The sequence below is a fragment of the Streptomyces sp. NBC_00647 genome (assembly GCF_045207245.1).
Taxonomy (GTDB): Bacteria; Actinomycetota; Actinomycetes; order Streptomycetales; family Streptomycetaceae; genus Streptomyces.
This window is the reverse complement of record NZ_CP109040.1, coordinates 1,006,967-1,032,842: the sequence shown is the minus strand read 5'-3', so window position 1 is coordinate 1,032,842 and position 25,876 is coordinate 1,006,967. Positions and strand designations below refer to the sequence as shown.

Sequence of the window (25,876 nt, the reverse complement as noted above, 5' to 3'; positions counted from 1 at the left end):
GCGGATGCAGCGAACCGATTCGCCGTGGCGACGGCGTCGCCACGCCTCCCGCGGAGGAGACTCCGCCGGCCCGGTGTTCACCCCGCCGAGCCGTGTCGGCCGACCAGCAGGCTGCCGTGCCGTGCCGTCGGGCGGGTCCGTCGCGTCTCAAGAGCCTCGGCCGGAGCCGTCGAGCAGGCGACGCAGCACGGTCTCGGGGTCGCTCAGCGACGAACGCAACAGGGCCGATTCGTACCCCTCGTCGCCGAGGAGGGAGCGGGCGGTTTCCTCGTAGCGTTCGCGTACCGGGCCCAGCTCGGGTGTGCCGCGCTGCGGATGACCCACCGCGCTCCAGTACGTCTCCCCGGCGCCGTACGCGGCGACCGCTCGTTCACCGGCGCCCTGCGCGGCGAGCGCGGAGGCCAGCAGATCCAGGCCCAGCGCGATCCCGAAGCTGTCACCGATGCGCCGCTTGCCGTCCAGCATCGACACGGCGTGCGCGGTGGCGTCCTCGGCGCGGTCCTCGAAGAGAGAGATGAGCGCCAACTGATAGTCGGTGTACGAGCGCGTCCACCACTCGCCGCGCGCGACGCAGCCCCGCCGTAGTTCCTCCGCCTCCCGCCGTGCCTCGTCCAGCAGTCCCTCAGCGGTCAGCGCGAACACCTTGACCAGGTGGCACAGGAGGTGGCCCGCCGAGGCGAAGGCTGTCCCGCCCGCCCCGCGCAGAGTGCCCTCGACCTGGTGTCTGGCCGCCATCGGCCGGCCTTGCAGCAGGTGGGTCAGGCCCAGGAGATATGTGGCGTGCAGGGTCCCGTCGACATCCTCCTGGAGGTCCGCGCGACGTCGGCAGAACTCGGCGAGTTGCCGTGCGGCCTCGTGCTCGCCGCGCAGGACCCGGGTGACACCCAGCGCCCACAGGGCTCGCGTCCTGACCGGGCCGGACGCGGCGGAGACCGCAAGGGCGTCCTCCAGATACGCCGCGGCCTCCCGCAGGTGTCCGCAGCAGGTCCACGGGAAGGCGAGCAGGCCGATCAGTTCGAGCGCCGTGTCCGGGCGGTCGTCGAGGGCGTGGTCGAGAGCCGCGCACAGATCGGCGTGCGCCGAGCCGAGCCGGCCGTACCACTCCGCCTGCCGTTCTCCCAGCCAGCCGTCCTGGGCCTCGCGGGCCAACTCCAGGAAATGCCGGGCGTGCCGGTCCGACAAGGTAGTGCTCTCGCCGACCTGGCCGAGCCACATGGCGCCGTACTCCCGGACGGTGTCGAGCATGCGGTACTCGTCGCCCGCGCGCGACAGCACCGATTTCCTCGTCAGGCCCGCCAGCGCCCGGTCGACGTCGTCGGCGGGCAGCGGACCTCCGGCGCACACCGTACGCACCGTCCGTGCGTCCACCGCGTCCCGGAACACCGACATCCGTGCCCACAGCAGGCGTTCCGCGGGTGCGCACAGTTCGTGGCTCCAGCCGATCGTCGTCCGCACCGCCCGGTGGCGGGGCGGCCCGGCGGGCACGCCGTCCGCCGTGATGTCCAGCCGCAGGCCGAGCTCGAGGTCGACCTCCTCGACCGTACGGCGCGCCAGCTGTCCCGCGATCAGCTCCACCGCCAGGGGCATGCCTTCGAGCCGTTGGCACAGGCGGGCGGCGGCCACCAGGTCCGCCGGGGCGGACAACGGACTGCCCGCGGCGGCGGCGCGCAGACGGAACATCTCGAGCGCGTCCGTTGCGGGCGGCAACGGCCCCACGGCGACGACGTGTTCACCGGGCACACCGAGCGGCTCCCGGCTGGTCGCGAGGACGGTCAGGCGCGGACAGGCCAGGACGAGACGGGCGACCAGGCGGCGGCAGGGGCCCACCAGGTGCTCGCAGGAATCCAGCACGAGCAGGACGTCCCGGTCGGCCAGCCAGTCGACCAGGGAGTCCAATGCCCCGTCGGTGGTGTGATCCGAGAAGTCCACGGCGTCGGCCACGGACGCGACGAGCAGCCGGTCGTCCCGCAGGGGCCAGAGGTCGGCCCACGCCACCCCGCGCGCGCCCGAGGACAGAACCCCGTCGGCCGCCTGGAGCGCCAGGCGGCTCTTGCCCACGCCGCCGGCGCCGGTCAGGGTGACGACGTGCTGCTGGCGCAACGCGCCGTCCAGGTGGGCGAGTTCCTCCCGGCGTCCGACGAAGTCGGGAGGAACGACCGGCAGATTTCTCAACACGCGCACAGTCTTTCGGTCTTGGGCCCTCCGGCGCACCGACTCCGCCGACTCGGTCCCGGGTCTCCCTCCGCGTGGGCAGGGGCGCCCGGGTGGGGGCGCCGGGGCGGCCGCCGATCACGCGACCGGGGCGGCGGTCCGCGGACGTGACGGTTCCATCGCCCAGCGCACGGCCGAGGTGAAGGCGCAGCCGAGCGGACGTACGCACACGCTGTCCACCAACTGCATCCGGGGCAACCGCAGTTCGGCAGCCGCCCAAGTGGGCAGCAGCGACACGGCGTTCGCCGCCAGCACCCCGTAGGGGAGGCGGGCGACGAGCGGCAACGGCGGGTTCAGCAGGAGGAACCGTGCGGCATCGCGTGCCTCCGGAGTCGCCCGCACCTCGCCGCGGTACTGGGCCAGCCGCTCGGTGAGTTCGGCGCGGTTCGTCGGCGGGTCCAGGACGCCCAGCGCGGTGGCGACGCGGGCCGTGTCCGCCACGTACGCGTCGTAGCCGGCGGCGGACAGCGGACGCGCGCCGTACCGCTGATGAGCGCGCAGGAAGCTGTCGATCTCCGCGACGTGGACCCAGCCGAGGAGGTGCGGATCGGCGGCGTGGTACGCCGTTCCCTCCGAGGTCGTTCCACGCACCCGCCCATGGACCGCCCGGACCCGGTCGCAGGCCTCCTGGGCGCTCTCGGCCGTCCCGTACGTCGTCACCGCCAGGAACGTGCTCGTGCGCTGGAGTCTTCCCCAGGGGTCCCCGCGGAAGCCGGAATGAGCGGACACGGCGGCCATGGCGAGCGGGTGGAGCGACTGGAGCAGCAGCGCGGAGAGCCCGCCGATGAACATCGACGCGTCCCCGTGGACCCTGCGGATCGGGCGGTCAGGGCCGAACCACCGGGGGCCGGGCGTGTCATGGATCCGTGCGCGGTTCTCAGGTCCGTCCGGGCCCGCGACCCGGGAGAACAGAGCGCTGCCGAGCCGTTCCCGCACTCCGGCACCGTCCGGTCGGGTCAGTCTCATGGGGGCCATGGCCTCCCTCCGCTTCATGCTCCGGGTGGGCCCGCGGACCTGCCGGGAACCGGCGAGACGGTTCGCCGGTCGCCCGCGCCGTTCCGGCGCGCGGACCCCCGGTGATTCGCCGCCGCGGGGCCTGGCGGATGCAGAGCGCGACAGGCTGTTCCGAGGCTGTGCGCGCCCAAGCGGAAGCACTGTTCAGGATGGCCGAACGCAGGGAGGAAAGTCCACACCGCACACGGCTGCCACCGTGCGACGCCGGACCCGGTCCGTCGTCGGTTCACCGCGAGCGGTCGTTCCGCCGTCGGGTGCCGGTCACGGATACGGCGAACGCGTACGTCCCTCGCGTACGGCTCACATGGCGATACGGGTGCCCCAGGCCTGCGCCCGCGCGACCGCGTGGGCGACGTGGGCGGCGGCGACATCCAGCGCGGCGTGCCCCGTCGACTTGAACACGGTGAGTTCGCCGTCGTCGCGGCGGCCTGGGTGTTCGCCGGCCAGGACCGAACCGAGGAGCGCCACGGTCCGCTCGGGCGGGAGGTCCTGCAACTCGTGGGCACCGGACGGGGGCCGGGTCGTGGCGGCGCCGGGCCATTCGGCGAACAGGCGGGCGTCCCGGACGGTGTCGGCGTCCAGCTCGGGACCGTGGGAGCCGCCCACCGAGCTGACGTGCGTGCCGGGGGAGAGCCAGGTGCGACGGATCACCGGCCGCACGGCGCCGGTGCAGCAGAACACCGTGTCGGCGCCGCTGACCGCTTCCTCGATGCCGCCCGCGACCCGGCCGGCGGGGTGGAGAGCGGCGGCGCTCTCCGCACGCTCCGGATCGCGGCCCGCCACGGAGACGCGGGCCTTGGGATCCAGAGCCGCGAGCAGCGCGATCTGGGCGCGCGCCTGGGCACCGGTTCCGATGACGGCCACCCGGGTGCCGTCCGGGCGCGCCAGGGCCCGAGCGCTCAGTGTGGCGGTCGCCGCCGTGCGGATCTCGGTGAGGGGCTCGGCGTCCATCAGAGCCAGCGGGCGTCCGTCCGCCGCGTCGAAGAGCGCGACGAAGCCCCGGTGACTGCTGCGGCCGGGCCGTGCCGGGTCGGCGAACACGGAGACGAGCTTGGCGGCGAGCCCGAGACCGGGCACATGCCCGGGCATGGCACCGAGCAGGCCGCCCGGGGCGTGGGCCGCGATCCTCGGCGGCACGGAGACCTCGTCACGGCCGATGGCGACGAGAGCCGTCGCCACGGCGTCCAGAACGCGGTGCGGATCGAGCGCGGCGCGCGTCTGCGCCCCGTCGAGGAAGAGGATCTCGCTCATGCCGGACCTTCGGTGTACGTGGACGTGGACGTCGGTGTGGGCGGGGGAGTCGGCTGATCCGCGGGCCGGGACGAGTCCGGTTCGGGGGTCTGGGGAACCTCGGGGGCTCCGGGGCCGGAGAGGGTCCGCGCCAGCTCGTCCGTCGCCTCACGCAGTCGTTCCTGGAGGAGGGGGAGTCGGGCCTCGTCGAGCTCCGCGCCCAGGCCGACCAGGGTGAGCGCGCAGACCGGCGCGCCCGGACGCGTGGCCACGGCACGGGCGAGCGAGGCGACCGGCTGCTCGTTGCGCCCGTACTCGACGGCGAATCCGGTCCGCTCGGTGCGCTCGATGTCGGCCAGCAGTCCGTCGGGTCCGGTCAGCGGGTGTCCGCTCAGCTCCGCGGCGCGCAGGTAGGGGACCCGGTCGGCCGGGGCGAGGGCGGCGACGAGGGCGAGCGGACCGGCGAACCGGTGGACGGGCAGGGCCTCACCGGTCAGACGGCTGATCATCGCCAGGCGGTCGGGGCGTACGACATCGATCACACGGGAGCGGTCGACCTCCGGGACCTGGAGGTTGACCATCATGCCGGTGCGCTCGGACAGCGCCTCGAGCACCGGTCGGGCGAGCGCTCCGAGTGAGTTCCTGGCAGCCGAGGACGACAGTTGCAGGACCGCGGTTCCGGGCAGATAGCGATCACCGGCGCGCAGCACCCAGCCGCGCCGGACCAGGTCGACGAGGACGCGATAGGCGGTCGCACGGTGCAGGCCGACCTCCTCGGCCAGGTCGGTGAGGCGCGGCGGCTGGGGCGCACGGGCGACGGCCTCGACCAGGTCCAGAGCCTTGTCCACCGCGGTACGGGGTGCTGCGGGCACGTCCGACCCCTCCTTGTGGCGTCATGAGATGCGAGCGTACGGTAACGCATGTTGCGAGAGACGATACGTGTGTTACCCAGAGCGTAACAACGACTCCAGGCAGAGCTACGACGAGGTGAAGATGACGGACGAGGCTTCGGGCGCACCGGCCCCGCACGCACCCGCGGTGAAGGGAGCCGTCGCGGTGTACCGCGGCGCGACGCTGTTCGACGGAACCGGGAGGCCGGCCCGGAGCTCGACGTCGATCGTGGTCGACGGCCCGGTGATCCGTGCCGTCGGGGACGACGCCGCGATCGCCGAGGACCTGCCGGCCGACGCCGAGGTCTTCGACCTCGACGGCCGCTTCGTCGTGCCCGGTCTGATCGACGCCCACCAGCACATCGCGACGCCGCCCGACCGGCCCGTCGCCGAGGCGGTGCTGCGCCGGCTCGTCTACAGCGGAGTCACCGCCATCCGTGACATGGCCGACGACCTGCGTCAGGTGGGCGACCTCGCGCGGGCCACGCTCGTCGGCGAGATCCCCGGCCCCGACATCCGGTACGCGGCGCTTATGGCGGGACCCGGCTTCTTCGACGACCCGCGCACCCACCAGGTGTCCCAGGGCGAGACCCCGGGCGCCGTGCCGTGGATGCAGGCGATCACGAAGGACACCGACCTGCGGCTCGCCGTCGCCGTGGCCCGCGGAACCCATGCCGCCGCGATCAAGGTGTACGCGGACCTCGACCACACCACCGTCGCCGCGATCACCGCTGAGGCGCACCGCCAGGGCATCCCCGTCTGGGCCCATGCCACCGTCTTCCCGGCCACGCCCGGTCAGATCGTGGCGGCCGGCGCGGACAGCGTCTCGCACGTCACCCTGCTCGCCTTCGAGGGCACCGACGCACAGCTGATCAGCTACAAGAACAAACCACCGGTCGACCACGACCGGTTCGCCGCCGGTGACGACCCCCGGATCGAGGAACTCTTCGCCCTGATGCGGCAGCGGGGCACCGTCCTCGACGCGACCGCGAGCATGTGGTCGAGCGAGGCCCTGGCGGGCGAAGGGCCCGAGGACGCGGCGCGGGCGGCGGCCAACACCGCACTCGCCACGACCCTCACCGCCCAGGCGCACCGTGCCGGTGTGGACATCGCGACCGGCACGGACTACGAGACCGACGCCAAGGACCCGTTCCCCGCCCTGTTCGACGAGCTGTCCTTCCTCGTGCGCCGCTGCGGGATGTCACCCGAGCAGGTGCTGCGCTCGGCCACGCTGATCGGTGCCAGGAGCGCCGGTGCCGAGGACGTGATGGGAAGCGTCGAAGCGGGGAAGCTCGCCAACTTCGTCGTCCTGGAGGACGATCCGCTGCGGGACATCGAGCATCTGCGCAGTGTCGCGCTGACCGTCAAGCGCGGCCGTCGCTTCGAGCGCCGTGACTTCGAGCGCACCGCCCCCGGCGCCGGGCAGCCCGGCAGCGTCCCGACCTCCGAGGCCGACGGGCCCGGAACGACCCACCCCGTCGAGGAGACCCGATGACCGCCCTCCCTATGATCATCAACGCGCTCGGGCAGCTCGACAATCCGAACGCCCCGCAGTCGGCCGAGGCCGCCGCGCAGCTCAACCCCTCCAGCGAGCAGATGACCATCGACGCCCGCACCCTGGCCGACGCCCATGCCTCGGGCCTCACCGCCGTCAACATCACGCTCGGCTACACGATGGGCGATCTGCCTCCGTACGAACACACGCTGCACGAGATCGACGTCTGGGACGGGATCATCCGCGACAACGCGGCCGACCTCCTCAAGGTCCGTACGGTCGCCGACATCCACCGGGCCCGGGCGGAGGGCCGGATCGGCGTCATCTACGGATTCCAGAACGCGGTCGCGGTCGGTGAGGACACCGGGCGCATCGGCACCTTCGCCGACCGGGGCGTGCGGGTCGTCCAGCTCACGTACAACCAGGCCAACCACATCGGCGACGGCTCGATGGCGCCCGCCAACCGGGGGCTGACCGACTTCGGCCGGAGCGTCGTCGAGGCCCTCGACGAGCACCGCCTCATGGTCGATCTGTCGCACAGCGGGGAACGCACCTGCCTCGACGCCGCGAAGACCGCGCGGCGCCCCGTGTCGATCAACCACACCGGATGCCGGGCCGTCGCCGACCTTCCCCGCAACAAGACGGACGAGGAACTGCGCCTGGTGGCCTCGCGCGGCGGCTTCGTGGGCATCTACTTCATGCCCTTCCTGAACGTGTCGGGTCACGCGACGGCCGCGGACGTCGTGGAGCACATCGTCCACGCGGTCGACGTGTGCGGTGAGGACCACGTCGGTATCGGCACCGACGGAACCGTCACCTCCATCGACGACCTCGATGCCTACCGCGAACACCTCGCCGAGCACGTGGCCCTGCGGCGCGAGGCCGGCGTCGGCGCGGCGGGGGAGCGCGACGACACGCTTCCCTTCGTGCTCGACCTGCGCGGAGTGGACCAGTTCCGCGAGTTGATTCGCCTCCTGGAACAGCGCGGCTACTCCTCCGGGCGCATCGAGAAGATCCTCGGCACGAACTTCCTGGACTATGCCGACCGGGTGTGGGCCCCGGAGGTCGCCGCCCAGTAGGTGACGTGCGGGTCAGCGGCGCCGATTCCCCGGCCGGGTCGGACGGTTGCCGCATCCGGGCGGCGAAGTGATCGCGTCCTGGGCGGATCTGGACCGAGAAGATTTCACATTCGATCCGGCTCGGTCGATGCGCGGTCCTTCTCCGCGCGGGGCTGCGGTGGGTGCTTCCCGTGGGGAGACTTCACCCACCGCAGTCCGGCGTGAAGCCTCCTCCGACATGGATGGCCGTACGTTCCGGCTGCCGTGATCAGGGGGGAACGTGGAACGACCGACGAACGGAGTCGCGGAGGCGCGGCCCGGTCAACTGACGTGTCTCGAACCGGGATGCGCGTACTTCCACCGGCATCAGCCGGGGGCGCACTGCCCCGGGTGCGGAAGCCACACGAAACACCGCCCGACGCCCGACCTCTACGCGCAACTGGGATATCCGCGTCCGGCCGCGCCCCCGCGTCCGGCGTCTCCGCCGTCGGCCCCACCCGGGTCTCCGCCGTCCGCACCACCGGTGGGGGCCCGCGAGGTTCTGTCGCGCGCCCTGTTCGGCGGATTCTGGGCCGTGGTCGCCGTCGTCGTCGGGAGCGTCTCCCTGGCCGGCCTGTTCGAGGGCCGTATCGGTGGCTTCCTGCTCGGAACCGCGGTGGCCGCGGCAGCGGGTTTCTACGCCCTCTACGTGTTTCGCGGCGGGCGATTCCGCTTTCTCATCATCTGACACCGCCCCTGCCCGGAGCCTCGCTTCGGCTTCGAGGCCCGCTTAGTCCGGACCGAGGGATGGTTCGGGGCCGAGGGGCGGTGAGGTCCCCTATCCGAAAGCCGGCAGCCCCGTGACCCGTATCCGCGCGAGCATGGCGTCGGCCGAGACCGGCCCTGTGGTCGTCTCGCCGCTCGGGTCCGGGGCCGGTGACTGCGTCGACTCCCCGGGCGTGCCGCTCGGGGTGGGGGTCGGCGAGCCGGACGCCTCACCGGCGGGCGCGGCGGGAGTGGCACGCGGAGGTGCCGTGCCGGCCCGGCCGCTCGGCGAGGGGGCGGGGGCCGTACTCGCACCGGGGCCGGGCGGCCGCTCCTCGGACCCGACGACGCCGACCCGTCGGTCGGTGCCCGGGGCGTCCGTCGGCAGGGCCGTTCGCGCGGCGGGCAGCCCGCGCGGATTCGTGCGCGGGACCCCACCGTCCGCGGGCGACGGGGACGGCGTGCCGGTGGGCCGCTGACCGACGCGCGACGCGCCACCGGCGACCGAGGAGTCCTTGTGCGCCTTGCGTACCCCGTTCGGCAGGGACAGCCAGGGCGCGGCCGCGTCGCCGCCGCTGACCAGGCTTGCGAGGGCCGTGGCGAAGCAGACGCAGGAGACCGCGACGATCCAGCCCATGCTCCGGATCCAGGAGCGCCGCCGCCCGCTCTCGTCGACGAACACGGCTCCCTCGCCGGACGCGACGACTTCTGTCCGGCTCCGTCCCTCGCACGTCGACGGTCCCGTGATCCCTGCCATGCCCCGCTCCTTGACTTCCTTGTCGCCGGTCGCGCCTCGGCGACTGCGCGCTTGATCCGGATGGCGACTCCGCGCTGATCCAGAGATACGAAGGAGATCGCTCGTTGACTCATTCCGACCGGTTGTGATGCATCTGGACCGGGTTCGGTCCTTGAAGAAGGTCGGCGAAACGAGCGTCGAGGCGACGGAATCGATTGTGTCGACACGCGAATCGATCGTCACGTCTTGCTGAAACTGCGTATACGTTCGTACCATTGCCGAATCCGTTCACCGACAGAGGAGTCCCTCGATGGACCGCACTCGCCTGCAGCAGCTCCTGGCGCGTGAGAGCGCCGAGGCCGAGCGCCGCAACCCGCGGTCCCGGGCCGCGTACGAGCGGGCCGATCATCTGTTCGGCAGGGTTCCGATGACCTGGATGAACAAGACCGCGGGAGCCTTCCCGCGCTATCTGGGCACGGCACGTGGCGCCCGCGTCACCGACATCGACGGCCACGAGTACATCGACTTCTGTCTCGGTGACACGGGGGCGATGGCCGGTCACTCCCCGGAAGTGGTCGCCGAGGCGGTGCGGACCCGGTTCGCCGAGAGCGGCGGCGCGACCGCGATGCTCCCCACCGAGGACGCGGAGTGGGTGGGTGCCGAACTGACCCGCCGCTTCGGCCTCGCGCGCTGGAGCTTCTCGCTCACCGCGACCGACGCCAACCGCTGGTCCATCCGGCTGGCGCGGGCGGTCACCGGCCGCCCGAAGATCCTGGTGAACAGCTACAGCTACCACGGCAGCGTGGACGAGTCGCTGATCGTGGTCGGCCCGGACGGGCACGGCACGGCCCGCCCCGGAAACGTCGGCGCCCCCTGCGACGTCACCCTCACCAGCCGTGTGGCCGAGTTCAACGACCTGGACCAGCTGGAGCGCGAACTCGCCCACGGCGACGTCGCCGCCGTTCTCATGGAGCCCGCACTCACCAACATCGGCATCGTGCTCCCCGAGCCGGGCTACCTGGAGGGCGTCCGCGCCCTCACACGCCGGTACGGGACCCTCCTCATCAACGACGAGACACACACCTTCTCCGCGGGCCCCGGCGGCTGCACCGCCGCCTGGGGCCTGGAACCGGATCTGCTCACCATCGGCAAGGCCGTCGGCGGAGGCATCCCGGCCGGCGCGTACGGACTCTCGGCCGAACTCGCCGACCAGTTGCTCGGCCGCGCCGACCTGGACCTGGTCGACATGGGCGGCGTCGGCGGCACCCTCGCCGGGAACGCCCTCTCCGTGGCCGCGATGCGCGCGACCCTCGAGCACGTCCTCACCGACACGGCGTTCGACACGATGGCGAAACTCTCCGAACGCTTCGAGGCCGGGGTGAGGGCGGGCATCGAGGAATGGGCCCTGCCGTGGTCGGTGAGCCGGCTCGGCGCCCGCACCGAGTACCGGTTCGCCGACCCCGCGCCGCGCACCGGAACGGAATCGGCCGCGGCGGCCGACACCGACCTGGAGGACTTCCTCCACCTGTATCTCGCCAACCGGGGCATCCTGCTGACCCCGTTCCACAACATGGCGCTCATGTGCCCGGCGACCACCGAGGAGGACGTGGACCGGCACACCGCCGTCTTCGCCGCCGCCCTGGCCGAACTGGTCGGCTGAACGGCGCCGTTAACCTGGTGACCGGGTCAGCCGGAGAGGAACAGCGTGGACGAGATCGACCGGGCCATCCTGCGCGAACTGCAGATCGACGGCCGTATCGCCTATGCCGAACTCGGGCCGAAGGTGGGGCTCTCCGCGTCGGCGGCCCGTCAGCGCCTGCAACGCCTGCTCGACTCGCAGGCGGTCCAGGTGGTCGGGGTCACCGACCCGATGGGCATGGGCGGTCAGTCGATGGCCCTCCTCGGCATCGCCGTGGACGGCGATCCGCGAGAGGTCGCCGACGCGCTCGCCGAACGCGCCGAGGTCGTCTACTCGGTCCTGACCTCGGGCGGCTTCGACCTGTTCGCCGAGGTCGTCTGCCCGGGGCCGCGGGATCTGCTGGACTTCGTCAACGACGTCGTACGGCCGATCGAAGGCGTCCGTCAGGTGCAGTCCTTCCCGTACTTCGGGATCCACACCCACCGGTTCCTGTGGAACGTGGGCTGAGCACACCGCCCGCCACCCTCTAGGACGCCACCTCTCGCGCAGACTCTCCGGCGGGCGTGGCGACCCGCACCCCCAGCGGGCGGGCCAGGCCGATCACCCCTTCGTCCAGGCGCTGGAGGTGCCGCAGGACCCGGCCCGTGACGCGGTCGTGGCGCGGCGCGTCCGGCGTCCGCGGCTCCAGCATGGAGGCGAGGCTCGCTCCGGTCTCCGCGACGCCGTCGCCGGCGTCGTCCGCCACCCGTGCGACCAGGACATCGATGTTGCGACTGATCCGGCTGCCCGCCAGCTTGAGCCGTGGGTCCGCGGCGACCGTCCTGCTGTAGGGAACGAGTTCGGCCGTCGCCGCCAACGTCCGTGCGTGATAGGCGCACGTCTCCAGCAGCGCGACGACATAGCGGGCGGTGTGACGGCGCGCCCGCAACGGATTGATCCGGTGCGTCAGCGGCTTGGTGGAGGACCGCAGATCATCCAGGGCCGTGTCCAGATCGCGGGCCTTGTCCAGCAGATCGAGTGAGATCCCGCCGCTCAACTGCTCCACCGCCGCGTCGCTGACGTCGCCGAGCCGGATCAGCACCGTGGCGAGAAGCTCGTCCGTACGGCGGTCGGTGGGGACCGGGAGGACCAGGGCGGCCGCGACCATCCCGCAGACGGCCCCGAGCGCGGTCTCCTCGATCCGCAGGACGAGCACCGCCGGGCTGTAGGTGTTGAGCAGGGTGTACAGCAGTCCCAGCATCGCCGTCACGAAGAAGGACGAGAGGACGTACGACAGGGGGGCGGTGAAGTACATGGCGAAGATGAGCAGCAGCACCAGCGCGAACGCCGTCCAGGTGTGGTTGCCGACCACACCCGCCAGCGCGACACCCGCGATGACGCCGAGGACCGTGCCCAGCAGCCGGCGATAGCCCTTGACCATGATCTCCCCCGTGGAGGAGGTGTTCAGGAAGACCACCCAGCAGGTCAGCACCGCCCAGTACCACCGCTGCGGGGAGAGCAGTTCTCCGCCCACGATGGCCAGGGCCGAGCCCACCGAGACCTGCACCGCCGCCCGGGTCGTGGGCCGGTCCAGCCCCTTGGGGTCCGGCTCTTCGAGCTCCGTCTCCTCGGCGGCGATGGCCACGTCCTCGGCGTCCATTTCCTCGCGGGAACGAGTCGTCTCGGGGGTGTCGTCGGACTCGTCCTGCGGGCCGTCGATCGCCAGGCGCAGGCCGAGGACGGCGCGGGCCGCCTCTCCGATGCCGCGGAAGACGTCCTGCACGGCCGACGATCCACGCGGCAGGTTCTCCTCGTCCCGGTAGCCGAGCAGCCGGTTGCGCACCTGTGCCAGTCCGGTGCCGTGTTCACCGGAGAGGGGGCGGACCACGAGGAGCCGCAGCGCGTCGAGATCACGGCGCAGGATCGCGGTCGTGTCGTCCTGCGCCCGGAGCCGGTCGCCGGGTGCGGGCAGAGGCGCGTTCGGCAGGTGCAGGGTCAGCGTGGCGGCGCGCTCGGCGCTGCGCGCGGTGAGGATGAGGAGACCGAGCCGTTCGGCGGAGATCTCTGCGTCGGCCACCCGTCGCTGGAGCAGCGAGGCGGTCGTGCTGTCGCTGGTGCCCTCCTCCAGCCGGCCCTGGATCATCATCGCGCTCTCGTGCAGTCGCCGAGTGTGCAGCCGTACGTCGTCCAGCGCCTTCTCGACGTGGTCGCTGTCGGCGTCCAGCAACTCGGTCTGGGCACAGACCAACTGGGCGAAGCGGGCCCGGAACGCCTCGCGCAGCCGTGTGAGGACGCGTTCGGGTGTCTCGACGACGATGACGAACCGCACCACCGCGCTGCAGGCGAAGCCGATGGCCAGGATCGCGCACAGCCCGGGAAGCGTGGAGGGGGTGGCGCCGACGAAGAGGGACACGAAGTAGACCTGGAACCCGATCAGCCCGAGCGCCGTCCCGCGATCGCCGTACCGGCGGCAGTACACCGCGACGAAGATGAGCGCGATGAAGACCACGTCGCCGGCGACGACATGGCCGCTCAGCAGCGCGCCCAGCGACATCGCCGCGACCGCCACGGGCAGGCCGAGCGCCAGCGTGAGCGCCTGCTCGCGGCGCTGCTTCTCCTTGAGGGCGAAGGTCGCGACCATGGCGGCCATGGCGCCGGTCACCATGTGACCGACATCGGCTCCGAGCAGACCGAGGACGGCGAGCGCGAGAGCGATGGCACCGACGGTCCGCAGTCCTGCCATGAGTCGTAGCAGACCCGGGTCGGATGCCGCGAACCGGTCCCAGATCCCCGCCCGACTCGGCCGTGTCACTGTCCTCACGCTGCCGCTTTTCCCTGCTCCCACGTCATGATCCGGACTTCCAGCATGGCACGCGCGGGCGCCCGGTTCCTTGCAGCCTCACCGGCCGCGGTCGGCGCGATCGGCCTACGGGCGCTGTCGTGTTCCCGGTGGGAGCGGACGCGACCGGGCGGCTTCCGGCAACTCGTGCGGGGATCTCGGCGCGTGTCCGGGAGGCGCGGCTCGGCGTGGATCCACGTGGTTCCGGCTGCCTCCGCGCGCAACCATGCGGAGCTCAGCGCGGATCCGGGCGGAGGAAGGCCTCGTCGCTGTAGCACCACGCCCAGGTCTCGCCCGCCTCCAGGGACCGGGCCAGTGGATGCCCGGACTGTTCGTAGTGCGCGGTCGCGTGCCGGCCCCGGGAACTGTCGCAGCAGCCCACATGCCCGCAGGTCAGACAGGCGCGAAGGTGCACCCAGGAAATGCCCTGGGCGAGGCACTCCGCGCAGCCGCCCGCGTCGGCGGAGCCCGCTTCGGGCACGGCGTGCTCCAGATGCGAGCAGCTCCGCCCCTCCGGACGGCCGCCGTCCTCGGCGACGATCCACCCGGGTTCCGCTGCCTCGTGAGGTGCCATACGACGAGTCTCCCCGTCCGGAGACGGCCGCGCAGACCTTGTACGCCCGGAGACGGCCGTCGGTGACCGGTCGCGTCCGGTCGGAAGAGCACGGTGCACCATCGGTCGACCCACGCGGGGTGCGCCGGTGCGGACGGGGCAGCTTTCGGCGCTTCGCCGGGCCGGGCGGGCGGTGACTCGGCGTCTTCGGGACGGTCCCTGCGGTCCCCGGCCCGTGGGGCCGGTGCCGCCGCCTGCCGCGGACCGACGGCGTGCGGCCCGTTGATCGGACCAGCTGGTGACACGGCCGGTCAGCGACCGGACGCGGGACAAGGACACGGAGGTGCCGGCGCGCCGGGCGTGGACACGGTGACGTGATCGCGCCCGGCGAGGCGCGGTGGCTGGGACGACGGCCACCGCCATCGGAACGGTGAAGTGCCCGGACCGGGGCGTGGAGACGTGGTCGCGCCCGGCGAGCAGACGTGGTCGCGGGGCGAGGGGGCGAGGAGACATGGTCGCGCTCGGCGGGTCGCCGGTGGCGAAGGTCGTCGTTTCCGGTTGGGACCGCGGGCGCCCTGTTGCCCGGCCCGGGGCGGAGATCGGCATCAGGCGTCCCTGGTTGGAAGGTCGCCCTCCCCGGCCTCTTGTGGGGGAACCCTCCCCGGCCTCTTGTGGGAGCGCTCCCAAGGCGCCAGGATGCCGCTCATGAACCCATTGCCGATCATTCGCGCCTACCGGCCCACCGACCGTGCGGCCGTCGCCGACGTCTGTGTGAGCACCGCGGACGAGGGAGGCGATTCGCGTGCCCGGTTTCCCGACGAGGAGTTGATGCCGGCGATCTTCGCCGAGCCCTACTGCCATCTCGATCCCGAACTGGCCTTCGTCCTGGACGACGGGAGCGGCCGGGCGGTCGGCTATGTCGTCGGCACCGGGGACACCGCGGAGTTCGTCGCCCGGTTCCGCGACACCTGGATCCCGCGCGTCGCGCACCGCTACCCCGCCCTCACGGCACCCCCCGGCACGCCGAGCGAGGAGATGGTCGGGCTGCTGCACACCCCCGAGCGCATGATCCTGCCCGAACTCGCCGACTACCCGGCGCACTTGCACATCGACCTGCTGCCGGACTTCCAACGGCGCGGTCACGGAAAGGCGTTGATGAACACCTTCCTGACGGCGCTGCACGACCGCGGGGTGCGCGCCGTCCATCTGGGCATGGTCACCGCCAATACCTCCGCGCGGGCGTTCTACGACCGTCTCGGCTTCCACGAGATCCCCGTCGAGGACCCTGGGCCGCTCACCTACCTGGGCCGTTCCACGGTGGTCGAGGAGGCGGCGCACGCCGAACGGCCGCTCGTCGTACGGGTGTCGGGGAGTTCCGGGCAACCGTAGCCGCCCCGGTGCGAGGGGGCGTACCGCTCCCGCTCGGTGCGCCGGTCGGGGCGTACGGCGGGCGGAGAGACGCGGACGTGCGACGGATGCGCCATGCATACACCAGGGACGCACCGGTTCCGGGCGGCCGGTGGACCGCCGGAACCGGTGCGGGTACGACGCGGACCTCAGCGCGCGGCCGCGGCCGTTTCGGGCGTGGCCCCGGAGTCGGTCGTGTCGCCGCCGGCGGCGGAGTGGGCTGCCGGGATCACGGCCGCGATGGCGGCGGCCACCAGGGCGACGACGCCACCGACGACGAGGCCGGTGCGGAAGCCGCTCTCGGAGGTGAAGCTGTAGCCTGCCGCGCTGGTCGTCATCTGGGCGAGGATGACGCCGACGACGGCCGAGCCGACCGAGGTGCCCAGCGAGCGCATCAGCGTGTTGAAGCCGTTGGCCGCGGCGGTCTCGGAGAGCGGGACCGAGCTCATGATCAGGGCCGGCATCGAGCCGTAGGCGAGGCCGATACCGCTGCTGGTGACCATGAGGGTCAGCATGAGACCCCAGGCCGAGCCCATGAGAACCAGCGACAGCCCGTACCCGAGGGCGACGACCAGGACACCGCTGACCAGCGTGAACTTCGGGCCGCGGGCGTCCGTCAGCTTCCCGCCGAGCGGGGAGATGATCATCATCATGATGCCGCCGGGTGCCATCCACAGGCCCGCCGCGAGCATCGACTGGCCCAGGCCGTAGCCGGTGGCCTCGGGGAACTGGAGCAGCTGCGGGATGATGAGCATGCTCGCGTACATGCTGAAGCCGACGAAGATCGAGGCGACGTTGGTGAGCAGGACCCGGGGCCGGGCGGTGGTGCGCAGGTCGACCAGCGGGTCCGTGGTGCGCAGCTCCCAGAAGCCCCAGGCGACCAGGACCACGACGGCGGCGGCGAACAGCCCGAGCGTCGTCGCGGAACCCCAGCCCCAGTCGGCGCCCTTGGAGACGCCGAGGAGCAGGCAGACCAGGCCGGCGCCGAGTCCGAGCGCACCGAGCGCGTCGAAGCGCTGACCCTTGGCGCTGGCCGGCACGTCCGGGACGAGGAACCAGATCAGCGTTCCGATCGCCACGGCGAGCACGGCGGAGCCCCAGAACAGGACGCGCCAGTTCGTGTACTGGGCGACCGCGGCGGCGATGGGCAGGCCGAGGCCGCCGCCGATGCCCATGGAGGCGCTGACCAGCGCGATGGACGAGCTCAGCTTCTCCGCCGGCACCACGTCGCGCAGCAGGGCGATGCCGAGCGGCACGATGCCCATGCCCATTCCCTGGAGTCCTCGTCCGACGATCATCGGGACGACGGACGAGGAGAGCGCGCACACGACCGAGCCCACCATGAGCGGGACGGAGCAGGCGAGCAGCATCCGGCGCTTGCCCACCAGGTCGCCCAGGCGGCCGGAGACCGGGACGCAGACGGCCGCGACCAGCAGGGTGACCGTGATCACCCAGGCGGAGTTCGCGGGTGTGGTGTGCAGGATCTGCGGCAGCTCGGCGATGAGCGGAGTGACCAGCGTCTGCATGATCGCCGCCACGGTGCCGGCGAAGGCGAGCGTGGCGACCACGCCGCCCGCTCGGACGGAGGGCTGGGGGGCGTCCATGAGGGACTCCTCGGGTTCTGTCTGCGGGGCAAGGGATGTGCATCGTACACGTCGTATGTATCACGCATGTGATGTGGCTCATGCATGCAGGTGTGGGAGCATGAAGGAGGTCCGCACCGATATCTGCGGGGTGCGCGGCTCAGGCGACGACGGGAGGCGGCAGGCGGATGGTCAGGCCCACACACGAGGTCGAGTACGAGCAGATGCTGCTCAGCCGCCATGGACTGCTGAACCAGCGGGGCGGTCGCACCAAGGACGGCGTCCTGGAGCGCAGCGCCTACATCCTGCTCAGCCGCATCCGGGTCCAGGGGCCGATGTCGATCGGCGAACTGAGTGACGCCTTCGGGCTCGACGCCTCCACCCTCAACCGGCAGACGGCGGCGGCGATGCGCGCCGGGCTCGTCGAGCGCATCCCGGACCCCGAGGGCGGCATGGCCCGCAAGTTCCGCATCACGGACGAGGGCGCGCGCCTCCTCGACCAGGAGCGCCAAGGGCTGATCAGCTCCCTGGACCAGGTCATGGCCGACTGGTCGGAGCCGGACATCGCCGCCTTCGCCTCCTACCTGCGGCGCTTCAACACGGACATCGAGCGCATCGGCGGTCGTCCCTGGCCGCGCCCTTGACCTCCCGGTCCGACTGCCTCAGGCGCGAGACGTGGTGTCGGAAAACCCGATGACGTGGTGACGCGCCGCCTCCTACCCTCACCCGCATGGACACTGCAGGGGGACTGCTGAACGTCGTCGATGTCGAGGCGACCTGCTGGGAAGGTCCGCCGCCGCCCGGGGCCGTGAGCGAGATCATCGAGATCGGTCTGACGGTCGTCGACCTGGACAAGGGCGTACGGGTGGAGAAGCACCGCCTGCTGGTGCGGCCCGCGCGGTCGACGGTCAGCGACTTCTGCACGGAGTTGACCGGGCTGACCCAGGACGAGGTCGCGGGAGGGCTCGACTTCGCGGCGGCCTGCCGTGAGTTGGCCGCCCGTCACCGTACGGGGGAGCGGCCGTGGGCGAGTTGGGGCGACTACGACCGGCACCAGTTCACCCGTCAGTGCGCCGCCACGACGACCCCGTACCCCTTCGGCCACCGGCACACCAACGCCAAAGCGGCCTTCACCACCGCGTACGGCCTGCGGAAACGGCCCGGTATGGCGCAGGCCCTGCGCATCGCGGAACTGCCCCTGGAAGGCAGGCATCACCGGGGTGAGGACGACGCGTGGAACATAGCGGCGCTGATCCTCGGTCTGGCCGGACGAGGTGCCTGGCCGCAGGACGGCGTCGCGCGCGGTTAGCTGCGGGGACCGCGCGCGAAGTGTTGCGCGCGAGCGGCTCCGCCGCGGCGCGTGACGGTCGCCCCGCACACCGGCGTGCGGCCGGTTCACCCCGAAGGGTTGTTTCGCGGCCGGTCGTCGCGAACGTGGTGTGGGCGACGGTGTGTCGGGGAGAACCTGGGCCGTACGTGAACGCCGACACCAAGGAGTGCCGCGTGTCCGATGTCGTCTTCACAGCGGATTTCACCTCGACCCGGCAATGGATCGCGGGACACTCCTGGGCCTATCCCGACGGCGGTCCGGTCAATCCGGACGACGACAAGCTCGACCATCTGGTGGCCGACCCGGCCTACTGCCGGACCGGCCGTTTCAGAGCCACCCGGCGACCGGACGGCAGATGGGACGCGGGCCTGCTGACCACCGAGGGGAGCGCGGACGCGTTCATGGTCCGCACGGGAGACGTGCTGGAGACGCGGGTCAGGCTGCCCACCGGGATCGGCGCGTGGCCGGCTGTCTGGACGTGGCGGGACGGCGGTGAGGAGATCGACGTCTTCGAGTACCACCCCGACAACCCCGACCTGCTGGAACTCTCCAACCATGTACGGGGCACCCACCGCTATTACCGGGACGAGTCCATCCGGCCGGGAGCCTGGGTCGACCTGGTGGTCGAGTTCGGCGCCCACCGTGTCGTGTGGTGGGTGAACGGAGCCCGCGCCTTCGCCGACCGGCGCGGCGTGGGCAGGACCTGGCAGGCCTACCTCATCGTCAACCTGTCCGTGTGCGGCGGGCGTTACCACCCGCCGCCGCCCCCTGAACTCTCCGAGATGGAGTTCGAGGTGGCCCATCTGCACGTCCGAAGGCCCCAGTTCGACGAGCCGTTCCCCGCGATGGAGGACGTAGGCCTCCTCGACTGACGCTTGCAGGCAGCAGGCAGCAGGCAGCAGGCGGCAGGCGGCAGGCGGCAGGCGGCAGGCGGCAGGCGGCAGGCGGCAGGCGGCAGGCGGCAGGCGGCAGGCGCCGGAGGGCGGGTCCGGCCGACCGGGGGCCCGCTTCCCGCATCCGGTCGCTCGTCGGCGCTGTGACGTGTACGAGCGCTCGGGAACAAGTCGCCTGGGTCACAAGGGAATCGAACCGCGGCAACTGCATCCGTCGCGGCCCTCGGCGCGGAAGTACGGCATCAGAAGCGGCGCTGCGCTCGTGCGCGTCGCGCCGACGGGTGCCGAGGGCCATGACGAATCCGCAACCGGGGCGAGACGCCCCCGAGGCCGCGTACGTCACTCACGTCGGCAACTGCCGTACGTGCCAACGGGAGTCGGGCCGGTGCCCCCGGGCCGAACGCCTGTGGCGTCTCTACCAGGAGTGGCGCAACGCCTACCGCGCTCGGCCCGAGGGCACCGAGTGAATGCCGCACTCGTCGGCACGCGCTCCGCAGCGCGGCATCGGACCTGTGACCCGGCTGTGACCCGGAACTGAGGCCTCCGCCACAGTCGGGCGCGCCGGGCCCTGATCAGCTGGCCGGATGCGCTCAGCCGCCCCTCACTTACTGGTCCTCGCCTCGTGCCTCGCCCTCACCGCCTGCGGACCGCGGACCGACCCGCCCGCGTCCGACGCGCGGCCCACCTCGTCCGACGGCCCGAGGTTCCTCCCCCTGGCCGCGTACGACATGCCCGAAGGTGACGTCCGTACGGTCGGCAGGGCCCGGTGGACACTCGCCAAGGAGTGCATGGCGCGGCTCGGGTTCGACAGCCTGGCGAACCTCGCCACCGACCCCGTACCCGCCTGGCCGGAACGCCCCGCGACCGCGGGCGTGGCCACGGCCGACATCTACATGTCGGACGACGCCCGCTACGGGATACAGGACCCCGGGCAGGCCGCGCGGTACGGCTATGAGGGGTCGCGGGCCGACTACGAGCGCCGCTACCCGAAGAGGAAATGGACTCTCGCGGAGTACCTCGCGCTCACCGGCGAGTTCGTCGGGGACGAACCGAAGACGGTCCACGGCCACCGGATCCCGGAACGCGGTTCTCTCGGCGAGGCCGACCGCGCGATCTACGGGACGAGTCCCGAGGAGCGCAGGGATCCGGTCCTTGAGCTGGAGAGCAAGAGCCTCCGGCTGGGCATGCGGGACCCCGCCTGGAAGCGGGCGGACAAGGCGTGGTCGGCGTGCATGCGGAAGGCGGGTTTCCACTACGCCACCCCAGGGGACGCGTGGACGGGCCGCGACCGTGACCGCGAGGAACTGGAGCGGCGACCGACCGGCGAGCGGACCGACCCCGACGAGCCGTCCGCGCTCGACAGGAAGACCGCGACCGCCGACGTCCGCTGCAAGCAGCGGACCGGATACATCAAGGCCGTGCACGCCGTCGACGTACGCATCCAGAAGCGGCTCGTCACCGAGAACCGGACCGAGCTGGAGGAGCAGTCCCACTGGAACCGGGGCGCTGTCCACAAGGCTCGCGAGGTCCTCGAGGAGTGGTCGTGACCTCTCCGGGCCCGCCACCAAACCGTTGTGCCGTCGGCTACGGATATCCAGTGGCCGGTGGGACGATTCTTCCTCGGTCGGTGCGAGGCGTGGAGAGACGCCGTGATGGTGGAGAGGTGTCATGCGAGGCTCTGCGAGGACGTCCGCCGATGATGTGTCCCGGCCCGAGGTGACCGGGGCGCCGGTGGCGCTGGAGACGCGTCGCACCGCCGGTCCGGGTTCGGGTCCGACGCGTGCCGCCGTGCTGATCCTTCACGGTGGCAGGGAGGACAGCAGGGCCCCGTCCCGTCCGTGGCATGTCGCCCGTGTGCGCATGCGGCCCTTCGTGCGCGCCGTGACGCGAGCGCTGCCGGACGAGGACGTGTTCGTCGGGCAGGTGCGCTACCGCCACCGGGGGTGGAACGGTGCGGACGCCGACCCGGTCGCCGATGTCCGGCAGGCGCTCGCCGAACTCGCCGATCTGGTGGGGGAGGTGCCGGTGGTGCTCGTGGGCCACTCGATGGGCGGTCGCGCCGCCCTGCGCGCCGCGGCCGCGCCACAGGTCCGGGCCGTGGTGGCCCTCGCACCCTGGTGCCCGGAGGGTGAGCCGGTGGCCCACCTCCGGGACAAGCGTGTGATCGTTCTGCACGGAGACCGGGACCGGGTCACCGATCCCGCGGCGTCGTTCGCCCTCGTCCGCCGTGCCGACGAGGCGGGCTGCGCCGCGAGCGCCGTTCGGGTCGAGGGCGGTGACCACGCGATGCTCCGACGCGCGCGCACCTGGCACCGGGCGACGGGCTCCACGGTCGCCGGGCTGCTGTCCCGGGCCGACGGTGGGCTCGGACCCCTTCTCGCCGAGTGGCCCGGCGGTGAACCCGGGGTTCTCTAGGATCCTGTCCGGCCGATCACGGGGGAGGAGACCGACCGCGCCCGTGTCTCCGCCGCGATCGACCGGACAGGGCCCTAGAGGCCGGTCGAGTCCAGCCGGTCGTCGGGGTCCGGGCCGGTGGAGAAGCCGCGGCGCGGGCCGGCCGCAAGTCGTGCGGCGGAGGCGGGAAGCGGCGTACCTGTCGACGGATCCCAGCTGAGGATCCATTCGAAGTCGCGTTGCAGCCGACGGGCTTCGCTCCGGACGAGCGTCGGTATGTCGCCGCGTTCGGAGATCAGTTGGGCATAGATCGGCGCATCGTGCACGTGGGATCCTCGACTCGCTCGCGTGGTCTTCCGTGCCTCGAAGGTAGGGCCGGGACGCGGTCGCAGCGGTGATCCGGCCAGCTCGGCCACAACCGGTCACGGTGTGACCATCGGACGCCGCCGATGTCGAACGAGGCGTCAGGGAACGCCAGTTCCGTACGCACTTCCGAAAGCCCCGGGACCACGGGCCCGGGTCCGCGGGACGCACGAGCGGCGGGGTGGAAGGGGCTGGACCAGGGCGGCTGGACAGGACCGGAGTTCCGAGCGCCCTCAACGGGGTTGCTCCGCCGCCGTTCTGAGCACGCCGTGTGCCCTCACCGTCGCCCTTCGAGGTCGTGCGATGAAGGTCACGAAAACGTATCGGACATCTGGGACGTGGATCTTCACATGGGGTGCACAACATGGCTAAGTTGGCGACCAGGTCGCCCGACTCCCTCCGGCGAAGCTCGCCGGGCGGCGCGGCCTCCGCCGAGTCCTGGCTGTCCCCGTGGCAGCTGGAGCCGGGGACCCACCGAACTTGGGGTGAATCGGCCCAACCGCCTTACGGGGCAAGGGTCGTAGGGCATACCTTCCGGAACCGTCCGCCCGAACCCGACAGCTAACCCGGTAGGCGGATGACGGAAGGAGTGCCACTCCCATGGCGCCGGAACGCACCCCGCCCACCTCGGGCACCAACCTGCCGAGCGTGCGGGACGCCGCCGTCGCGGCGATGGCCGTGTCGCGCGAGTCGACGCTCGCCCCGACCACGAACGCCCAGCCGCCCGCCGGGCGTGCGGAGCCCACCCGGGAAGAAGTCCGCCAGCGGCTTTCGTCGCTGTACGACCAGGCGGAGAACGCCACCGGCAACTTCAACGCGACCCGGGCCCTGGCGAACCTCTCCCGCAAGCCCGACCGGCGAGCCGCCGGCCAGGGGCGCGCGGACGTCGATCCCGCCCAGGCCGATCTGATGCGGCAGTGGTTCGACGGGGCGCGCTCCCGGCTCGGACCCTCGGTCCCGGCCGTACTTCCGGCCGACAGGCAGCCCGACCGCGGTCAGGCAGCCGCCCGCCCGGCGCAGGGTGCGAGACGTCCGGTGGATGGTCCGACGACGTATCAGGTGGAGCAAGCCGGCCGCCCTGTGGCCGAGTTGACGGCGGCTCCGGCACGGGAGCTGACCGCGGGTCCGACTCCGGAACTGACCGCGCGCCCCGTCCTGGAACTGACAGCGGGTCCGGCGGCCGAGCTGACGGCCGGGAGCGCCCCGGCGGCAGCGGGACCCGGGGCGGCGGTCCGTGCGGCGCTGCCGGCGGCAGCCGCTCCGGACGCCGCGTCGCAGCTGTCCCCGCTCCAGGTCAAGAAGGACCGTGCCCGGCGCCAGCTGGCCGCCGCGCAGGCTCTGCTGTCGAGGCACGCCGCGCGGCAGAGCATGCCGGTCGTGCAGGCCCCGGCGATGGAGTACCGGCCGGTGGCGGAGGAGCCCCGGCTCACCTCGTTCGAGTCGGCACCGTTGCCCACCCCGTTCCCATCGGCACCGCTGCCCACCTCGTTCGAGTCGGCCCCCCTGTCCGCTTCGTTCGCGTCGGCACCGCTGCCGACGTCGTTCGAGTCGGCGCCCCTGCCCGCCTCGTTCGAGGCGGCGCCAGTGCCCACCCAGTTCCAGTCGGCGTCGTTGCCGATCGCGTTCGAGTCGGCGCCCGTGCCCACGTCCTTCGCGTCGGCACCGCTGCCGACGTCGTTCGAGTCGGCCCCCCTGCCCGCCTCGTTCGAGGCGGCGCCAGTGCCCACCCAGTTCCAGTCGGCGTCGTTGCCGATCGCGTTCGAGCCGGCGCCCGTGCCCACGTCCTTCGCGCCGGCGCCCCTGCCCACGTACTTCGAGCCGGCCCCCATGCCGGCTTCGTTCGCGTCGACGTCCCCGCCCGTCGACGCGGGGTGGCGGCAGGCGTGGCCGGCCGGAAGCGACCAGTCGTGGCCCGCGGCCCCTGCGCCCGTCACTCCGACTCCGGGGTTCGACATCGACAGCCTCACGCGTGCCGGCGCCGGAGCAGGAGCCGGCACCGGTGCCGCTCCCGCCGTCGCACCGGTCGTCGCACCGGTCGTCGGCTACGACACCAGGGCCGCGGAGGCGGTCGCCTTCGCCCGTGCGCAGGTCGGCAGGCCGTGCGTGTGGGGCGCGTCCGGACCCGGCTCGTACGACCCCTCCGGTCTCACCCAGGCGGCCTGGAAGAGTGCCGGGGTGCTGCTTCCCCGCTCGACGCAGGACCAGGCCAGGGTCGGGCCCGCGATCGCCCTCACCGGTATCCAGCCCGGTGACCTGGTCTTCTTCCACGCCAACGTGAGCCATGTCGGCCTCTGTATCGGTGGCGGCATGATGATCCATGCCCCGAGTCCCGGTGCGCGGATCGCCGAGGAGTCGATCCACTACGCCGGGCAGGGGGCGATCCACAGCGTCGTCCGTCCGGCCTGAGACAGGCCCGGACCTCCGGAGGAACGTCGTGGTGGCGGGCGCTGTCAGAATTCCCGGTCGATCCCCGTGACGGCGGCCGGCCCCAGCGGGGCGTCGTCCTCCGACAGGCCGCTGTCGCGGAGTGCGCCGGAGACGAGCCGGACGGCCTCGGCCTCGGCGCTTCTCTGGTTCGCCGCCTCGACCTCGAGCCGGACGGAGAACGTGCGGTTCTCGTCGACGGTCAGCAGGCTCAGCTCTTCGGTCTCGCCCAGGTCCGTGTTCTGGGGGTCCTGAGGGCGAAGCCTGCGTTCCACGTCGGCACGGGACGCGTCCGAGAGGCCGTGGACGAATGTCCCGGGAACGGTGATGACGTAGGTGGTCACAGGAACTCCTTGCGTGGGTGCCCCGCGGGCCTGAAGTGCGGTCGGCTGTGTGATCGCCCGTCTACCCCGCATTGTGCCGGGCACCCGGAGCTTCTTCGCGTCGGGCGGCGCCTGCCGCGTGGTGATCGGGTGGCGATACGGTCGCCCCATGGCTGATGCTCGGTTGACCACCGCCTCTTTTCTCGTGCTCGGCATCATCGACAAGTTGGGCGAGGCCAGCGCGTACGACGTCAAGGTGGAGGCGGCCCGTACGGTCGCGCCCTTCTGGTCGGTGCCGCACGCACAGGTGTACGCGCAGTGCGACCGCCTCCTCGAGGGCGGGCTGTTGTCGCAGGTGCGACAGGAGAGCGGCCGCAACCGCAGGGTGCTGACGCTGACGGACCAGGGCAGGGCGGCCCTCCAGGGGTGGCTCGACGACCCCGCCTTCGTCCCGGTGGAGGCGCGGGAACGCGGCATTCTCAAGTTGTGGTTCGGTGGCCGGCCCGAACTGCTCGGTCCCGTACAGCTCGACGAGCACGGTCGGACCCTGGACGACTACGAGGAACTCGCATCGAGCGTCGGCGAGTTGCTGACGCGCGGGCAGCGGGACGCGCTGGAGTTCGGCATCCGGTACGAGCGCATGATGGTTGATTTCTGGCAATGGGTGCAGCGCCGGGACGAGGAGCGTGGGGACGAGGACACGACAGACCGTTGACCCGGCGGGCGGCCGCCCCTACCGTCTCGATAGTCCAAACGAGACTATCGATGGTC

24 protein-coding genes and 1 riboswitch are annotated in these 25,876 nt (G+C 72.1%); of the genes, 14 read left to right on the top strand and 10 right to left on the bottom strand.

Features of this window, described 5'->3' with window-relative positions:
* Window positions 1–147: 147 nt before the first annotated feature.
* From OG788_RS04515 to OG788_RS04500, 4 genes are all read right to left on the bottom strand, one after another.
* The gene (locus tag OG788_RS04515; RefSeq protein WP_406369201.1) at window positions 148–2,175 is read right to left on the bottom strand and encodes an ATP-binding protein; all 2,028 of its coding nucleotides are present in this window, start codon (window positions 2,173–2,175) and stop codon (window positions 148–150) included.
* 114 nt (window positions 2,176–2,289) lie between these two features.
* Window positions 2,290–3,177, bottom strand: a complete 888-nt coding sequence (locus OG788_RS04510; protein ID WP_406369200.1) for an oxygenase MpaB family protein — start codon at window positions 3,175–3,177, stop codon at window positions 2,290–2,292.
* A 348-nt stretch (window positions 3,178–3,525) separates the two neighbouring features.
* Window positions 3,526–4,476, bottom strand: a complete 951-nt coding sequence (locus OG788_RS04505; protein ID WP_406369199.1) for an ornithine cyclodeaminase family protein — start codon at window positions 4,474–4,476, stop codon at window positions 3,526–3,528.
* Complete coding sequence (locus OG788_RS04500) at window positions 4,473–5,327, bottom strand: IclR family transcriptional regulator (RefSeq protein ID WP_406369198.1); 855 nt, start codon at window positions 5,325–5,327, stop codon at window positions 4,473–4,475. The genes OG788_RS04505 and OG788_RS04500 overlap by 4 nt, the downstream gene beginning before the upstream one ends.
* A 121-nt stretch (window positions 5,328–5,448) precedes the next feature.
* Here OG788_RS04500 and OG788_RS04495 point away from each other — a divergent pair, with 121 nt between their 5' ends.
* From OG788_RS04495 to OG788_RS04485, 3 genes are all read left to right on the top strand, one after another.
* Window positions 5,449–6,840: an amidohydrolase family protein gene (locus tag OG788_RS04495; protein WP_406369197.1), complete on the top strand. Its 1,392-nt coding sequence runs from the start codon at window positions 5,449–5,451 to the stop codon at window positions 6,838–6,840.
* Window positions 6,837–7,919: a dipeptidase gene (locus OG788_RS04490; protein ID WP_406369196.1), complete on the top strand. Its 1,083-nt coding sequence runs from the start codon at window positions 6,837–6,839 to the stop codon at window positions 7,917–7,919. The genes OG788_RS04495 and OG788_RS04490 overlap by 4 nt, the downstream gene beginning before the upstream one ends.
* 502 nt (window positions 7,920–8,421) lie before the next feature.
* Window positions 8,422–8,625 carry a hypothetical protein gene (locus OG788_RS04485; protein WP_406369195.1) on the top strand — a complete coding sequence of 68 codons (204 nt, stop codon included), beginning with the start codon at window positions 8,422–8,424 and terminating at the stop codon, window positions 8,623–8,625.
* Between the two features lie 90 nt (window positions 8,626–8,715).
* Here the strand turns inward: OG788_RS04485 and OG788_RS04480 are convergent, their stop codons facing one another.
* Entirely contained in the window at window positions 8,716–9,399 is a 684-nt protein-coding gene (locus tag OG788_RS04480; protein WP_406369194.1) for a hypothetical protein, read from the bottom strand.
* Between the two features lie 289 nt (window positions 9,400–9,688).
* Here OG788_RS04480 and OG788_RS04475 point away from each other — a divergent pair, with 289 nt between their 5' ends.
* Together OG788_RS04475 and OG788_RS04470 are read left to right on the top strand one after the other, a co-directional pair.
* Window positions 9,689–11,038, top strand: a complete 1,350-nt coding sequence (locus tag OG788_RS04475) for a transaminase (protein WP_406369193.1) — start codon at window positions 9,689–9,691, stop codon at window positions 11,036–11,038.
* A 45-nt stretch (window positions 11,039–11,083) separates the two neighbouring features.
* Window positions 11,084–11,524 carry an Lrp/AsnC family transcriptional regulator gene (locus OG788_RS04470; RefSeq protein ID WP_356757764.1) on the top strand — a complete coding sequence of 147 codons (441 nt, stop codon included), beginning with the start codon at window positions 11,084–11,086 and terminating at the stop codon, window positions 11,522–11,524.
* A 19-nt stretch (window positions 11,525–11,543) separates the two neighbouring features.
* On the opposite strand, the gene OG788_RS04465 is transcribed toward OG788_RS04470, so the two are convergent.
* Entirely contained in the window at window positions 11,544–13,739 is a 2,196-nt protein-coding gene (locus OG788_RS04465) for an FUSC family protein (protein WP_351544138.1), read from the bottom strand.
* Window positions 13,740–14,070: 331 nt separating this feature from the next.
* Window positions 14,071–14,409, bottom strand: coding sequence for a UBP-type zinc finger domain-containing protein (locus OG788_RS04460; protein WP_406369192.1), 339 nt, complete (start codon window positions 14,407–14,409; stop codon window positions 14,071–14,073).
* Window positions 14,410–15,093: 684 nt separating this feature from the next.
* On the opposite strand from OG788_RS04460, the gene OG788_RS04455 reads away from it, so the two are divergent.
* Window positions 15,094–15,777 carry a GNAT family N-acetyltransferase gene (locus OG788_RS04455; RefSeq protein WP_406369191.1) on the top strand — a complete coding sequence of 228 codons (684 nt, stop codon included), beginning with the start codon at window positions 15,094–15,096 and terminating at the stop codon, window positions 15,775–15,777.
* Window positions 15,778–15,944: 167 nt separating this feature from the next.
* Here the strand turns inward: OG788_RS04455 and OG788_RS04450 are convergent, their stop codons facing one another.
* Entirely contained in the window at window positions 15,945–17,399 is a 1,455-nt protein-coding gene (locus OG788_RS04450; protein ID WP_406369190.1) for an MFS transporter, read from the bottom strand.
* Between the two features lie 167 nt (window positions 17,400–17,566).
* Here OG788_RS04450 and OG788_RS04445 point away from each other — a divergent pair, with 167 nt between their 5' ends.
* From OG788_RS04445 to OG788_RS04420, 6 genes are all read left to right on the top strand, one after another.
* Window positions 17,567–18,022, top strand: a complete 456-nt coding sequence (locus OG788_RS04445) for a MarR family transcriptional regulator (RefSeq protein ID WP_351544123.1) — start codon at window positions 17,567–17,569, stop codon at window positions 18,020–18,022.
* Between the two features lie 86 nt (window positions 18,023–18,108).
* Window positions 18,109–18,687 (top strand): exonuclease domain-containing protein, encoded by a 579-nt coding sequence (locus OG788_RS04440; RefSeq protein ID WP_406369189.1) that lies wholly within the window; start codon window positions 18,109–18,111, stop codon window positions 18,685–18,687.
* A 194-nt stretch (window positions 18,688–18,881) separates the two neighbouring features.
* Complete coding sequence (locus tag OG788_RS04435) at window positions 18,882–19,580, top strand: beta-glucanase (protein WP_406369188.1); 699 nt, start codon at window positions 18,882–18,884, stop codon at window positions 19,578–19,580.
* Window positions 19,581–19,894: 314 nt separating this feature from the next.
* Window positions 19,895–20,068, top strand: coding sequence for a hypothetical protein (locus OG788_RS04430; RefSeq protein WP_351544114.1), 174 nt, complete (start codon window positions 19,895–19,897; stop codon window positions 20,066–20,068).
* Window positions 20,069–20,185: 117 nt separating this feature from the next.
* Window positions 20,186–21,148, top strand: coding sequence for a hypothetical protein (locus OG788_RS04425; protein WP_406369187.1), 963 nt, complete (start codon window positions 20,186–20,188; stop codon window positions 21,146–21,148).
* Window positions 21,149–21,269: 121 nt separating this feature from the next.
* Window positions 21,270–22,016, top strand: a complete 747-nt coding sequence (locus OG788_RS04420) for an alpha/beta hydrolase (protein ID WP_406369186.1) — start codon at window positions 21,270–21,272, stop codon at window positions 22,014–22,016.
* A gap of 74 nt (window positions 22,017–22,090) precedes the next feature.
* On the opposite strand, the gene OG788_RS04415 is transcribed toward OG788_RS04420, so the two are convergent.
* The gene (locus OG788_RS04415) at window positions 22,091–22,321 is read right to left on the bottom strand and encodes a hypothetical protein (RefSeq protein ID WP_351544106.1); all 231 of its coding nucleotides are present in this window, start codon (window positions 22,319–22,321) and stop codon (window positions 22,091–22,093) included.
* Window positions 22,322–22,777: 456 nt separating this feature from the next.
* A riboswitch (cyclic di-AMP (ydaO/yuaA leader) is annotated at window positions 22,778–22,950 on the top strand.
* An 8-nt stretch (window positions 22,951–22,958) separates the two neighbouring features.
* Between OG788_RS04415 and OG788_RS04410 the strand changes: the two genes are divergently transcribed.
* Window positions 22,959–24,764 carry an NlpC/P60 family protein gene (locus OG788_RS04410; RefSeq protein ID WP_406369185.1) on the top strand — a complete coding sequence of 602 codons (1,806 nt, stop codon included), beginning with the start codon at window positions 22,959–22,961 and terminating at the stop codon, window positions 24,762–24,764.
* Between the two features lie 44 nt (window positions 24,765–24,808).
* Here the strand turns inward: OG788_RS04410 and OG788_RS04405 are convergent, their stop codons facing one another.
* Complete coding sequence (locus OG788_RS04405) at window positions 24,809–25,126, bottom strand: hypothetical protein (RefSeq protein WP_406369184.1); 318 nt, start codon at window positions 25,124–25,126, stop codon at window positions 24,809–24,811.
* A 148-nt stretch (window positions 25,127–25,274) separates the two neighbouring features.
* Between OG788_RS04405 and OG788_RS04400 the strand changes: the two genes are divergently transcribed.
* Complete coding sequence (locus OG788_RS04400) at window positions 25,275–25,820, top strand: PadR family transcriptional regulator (protein WP_406369183.1); 546 nt, start codon at window positions 25,275–25,277, stop codon at window positions 25,818–25,820.
* The last annotated feature ends 56 nt before the right edge of the window (window positions 25,821–25,876 follow it).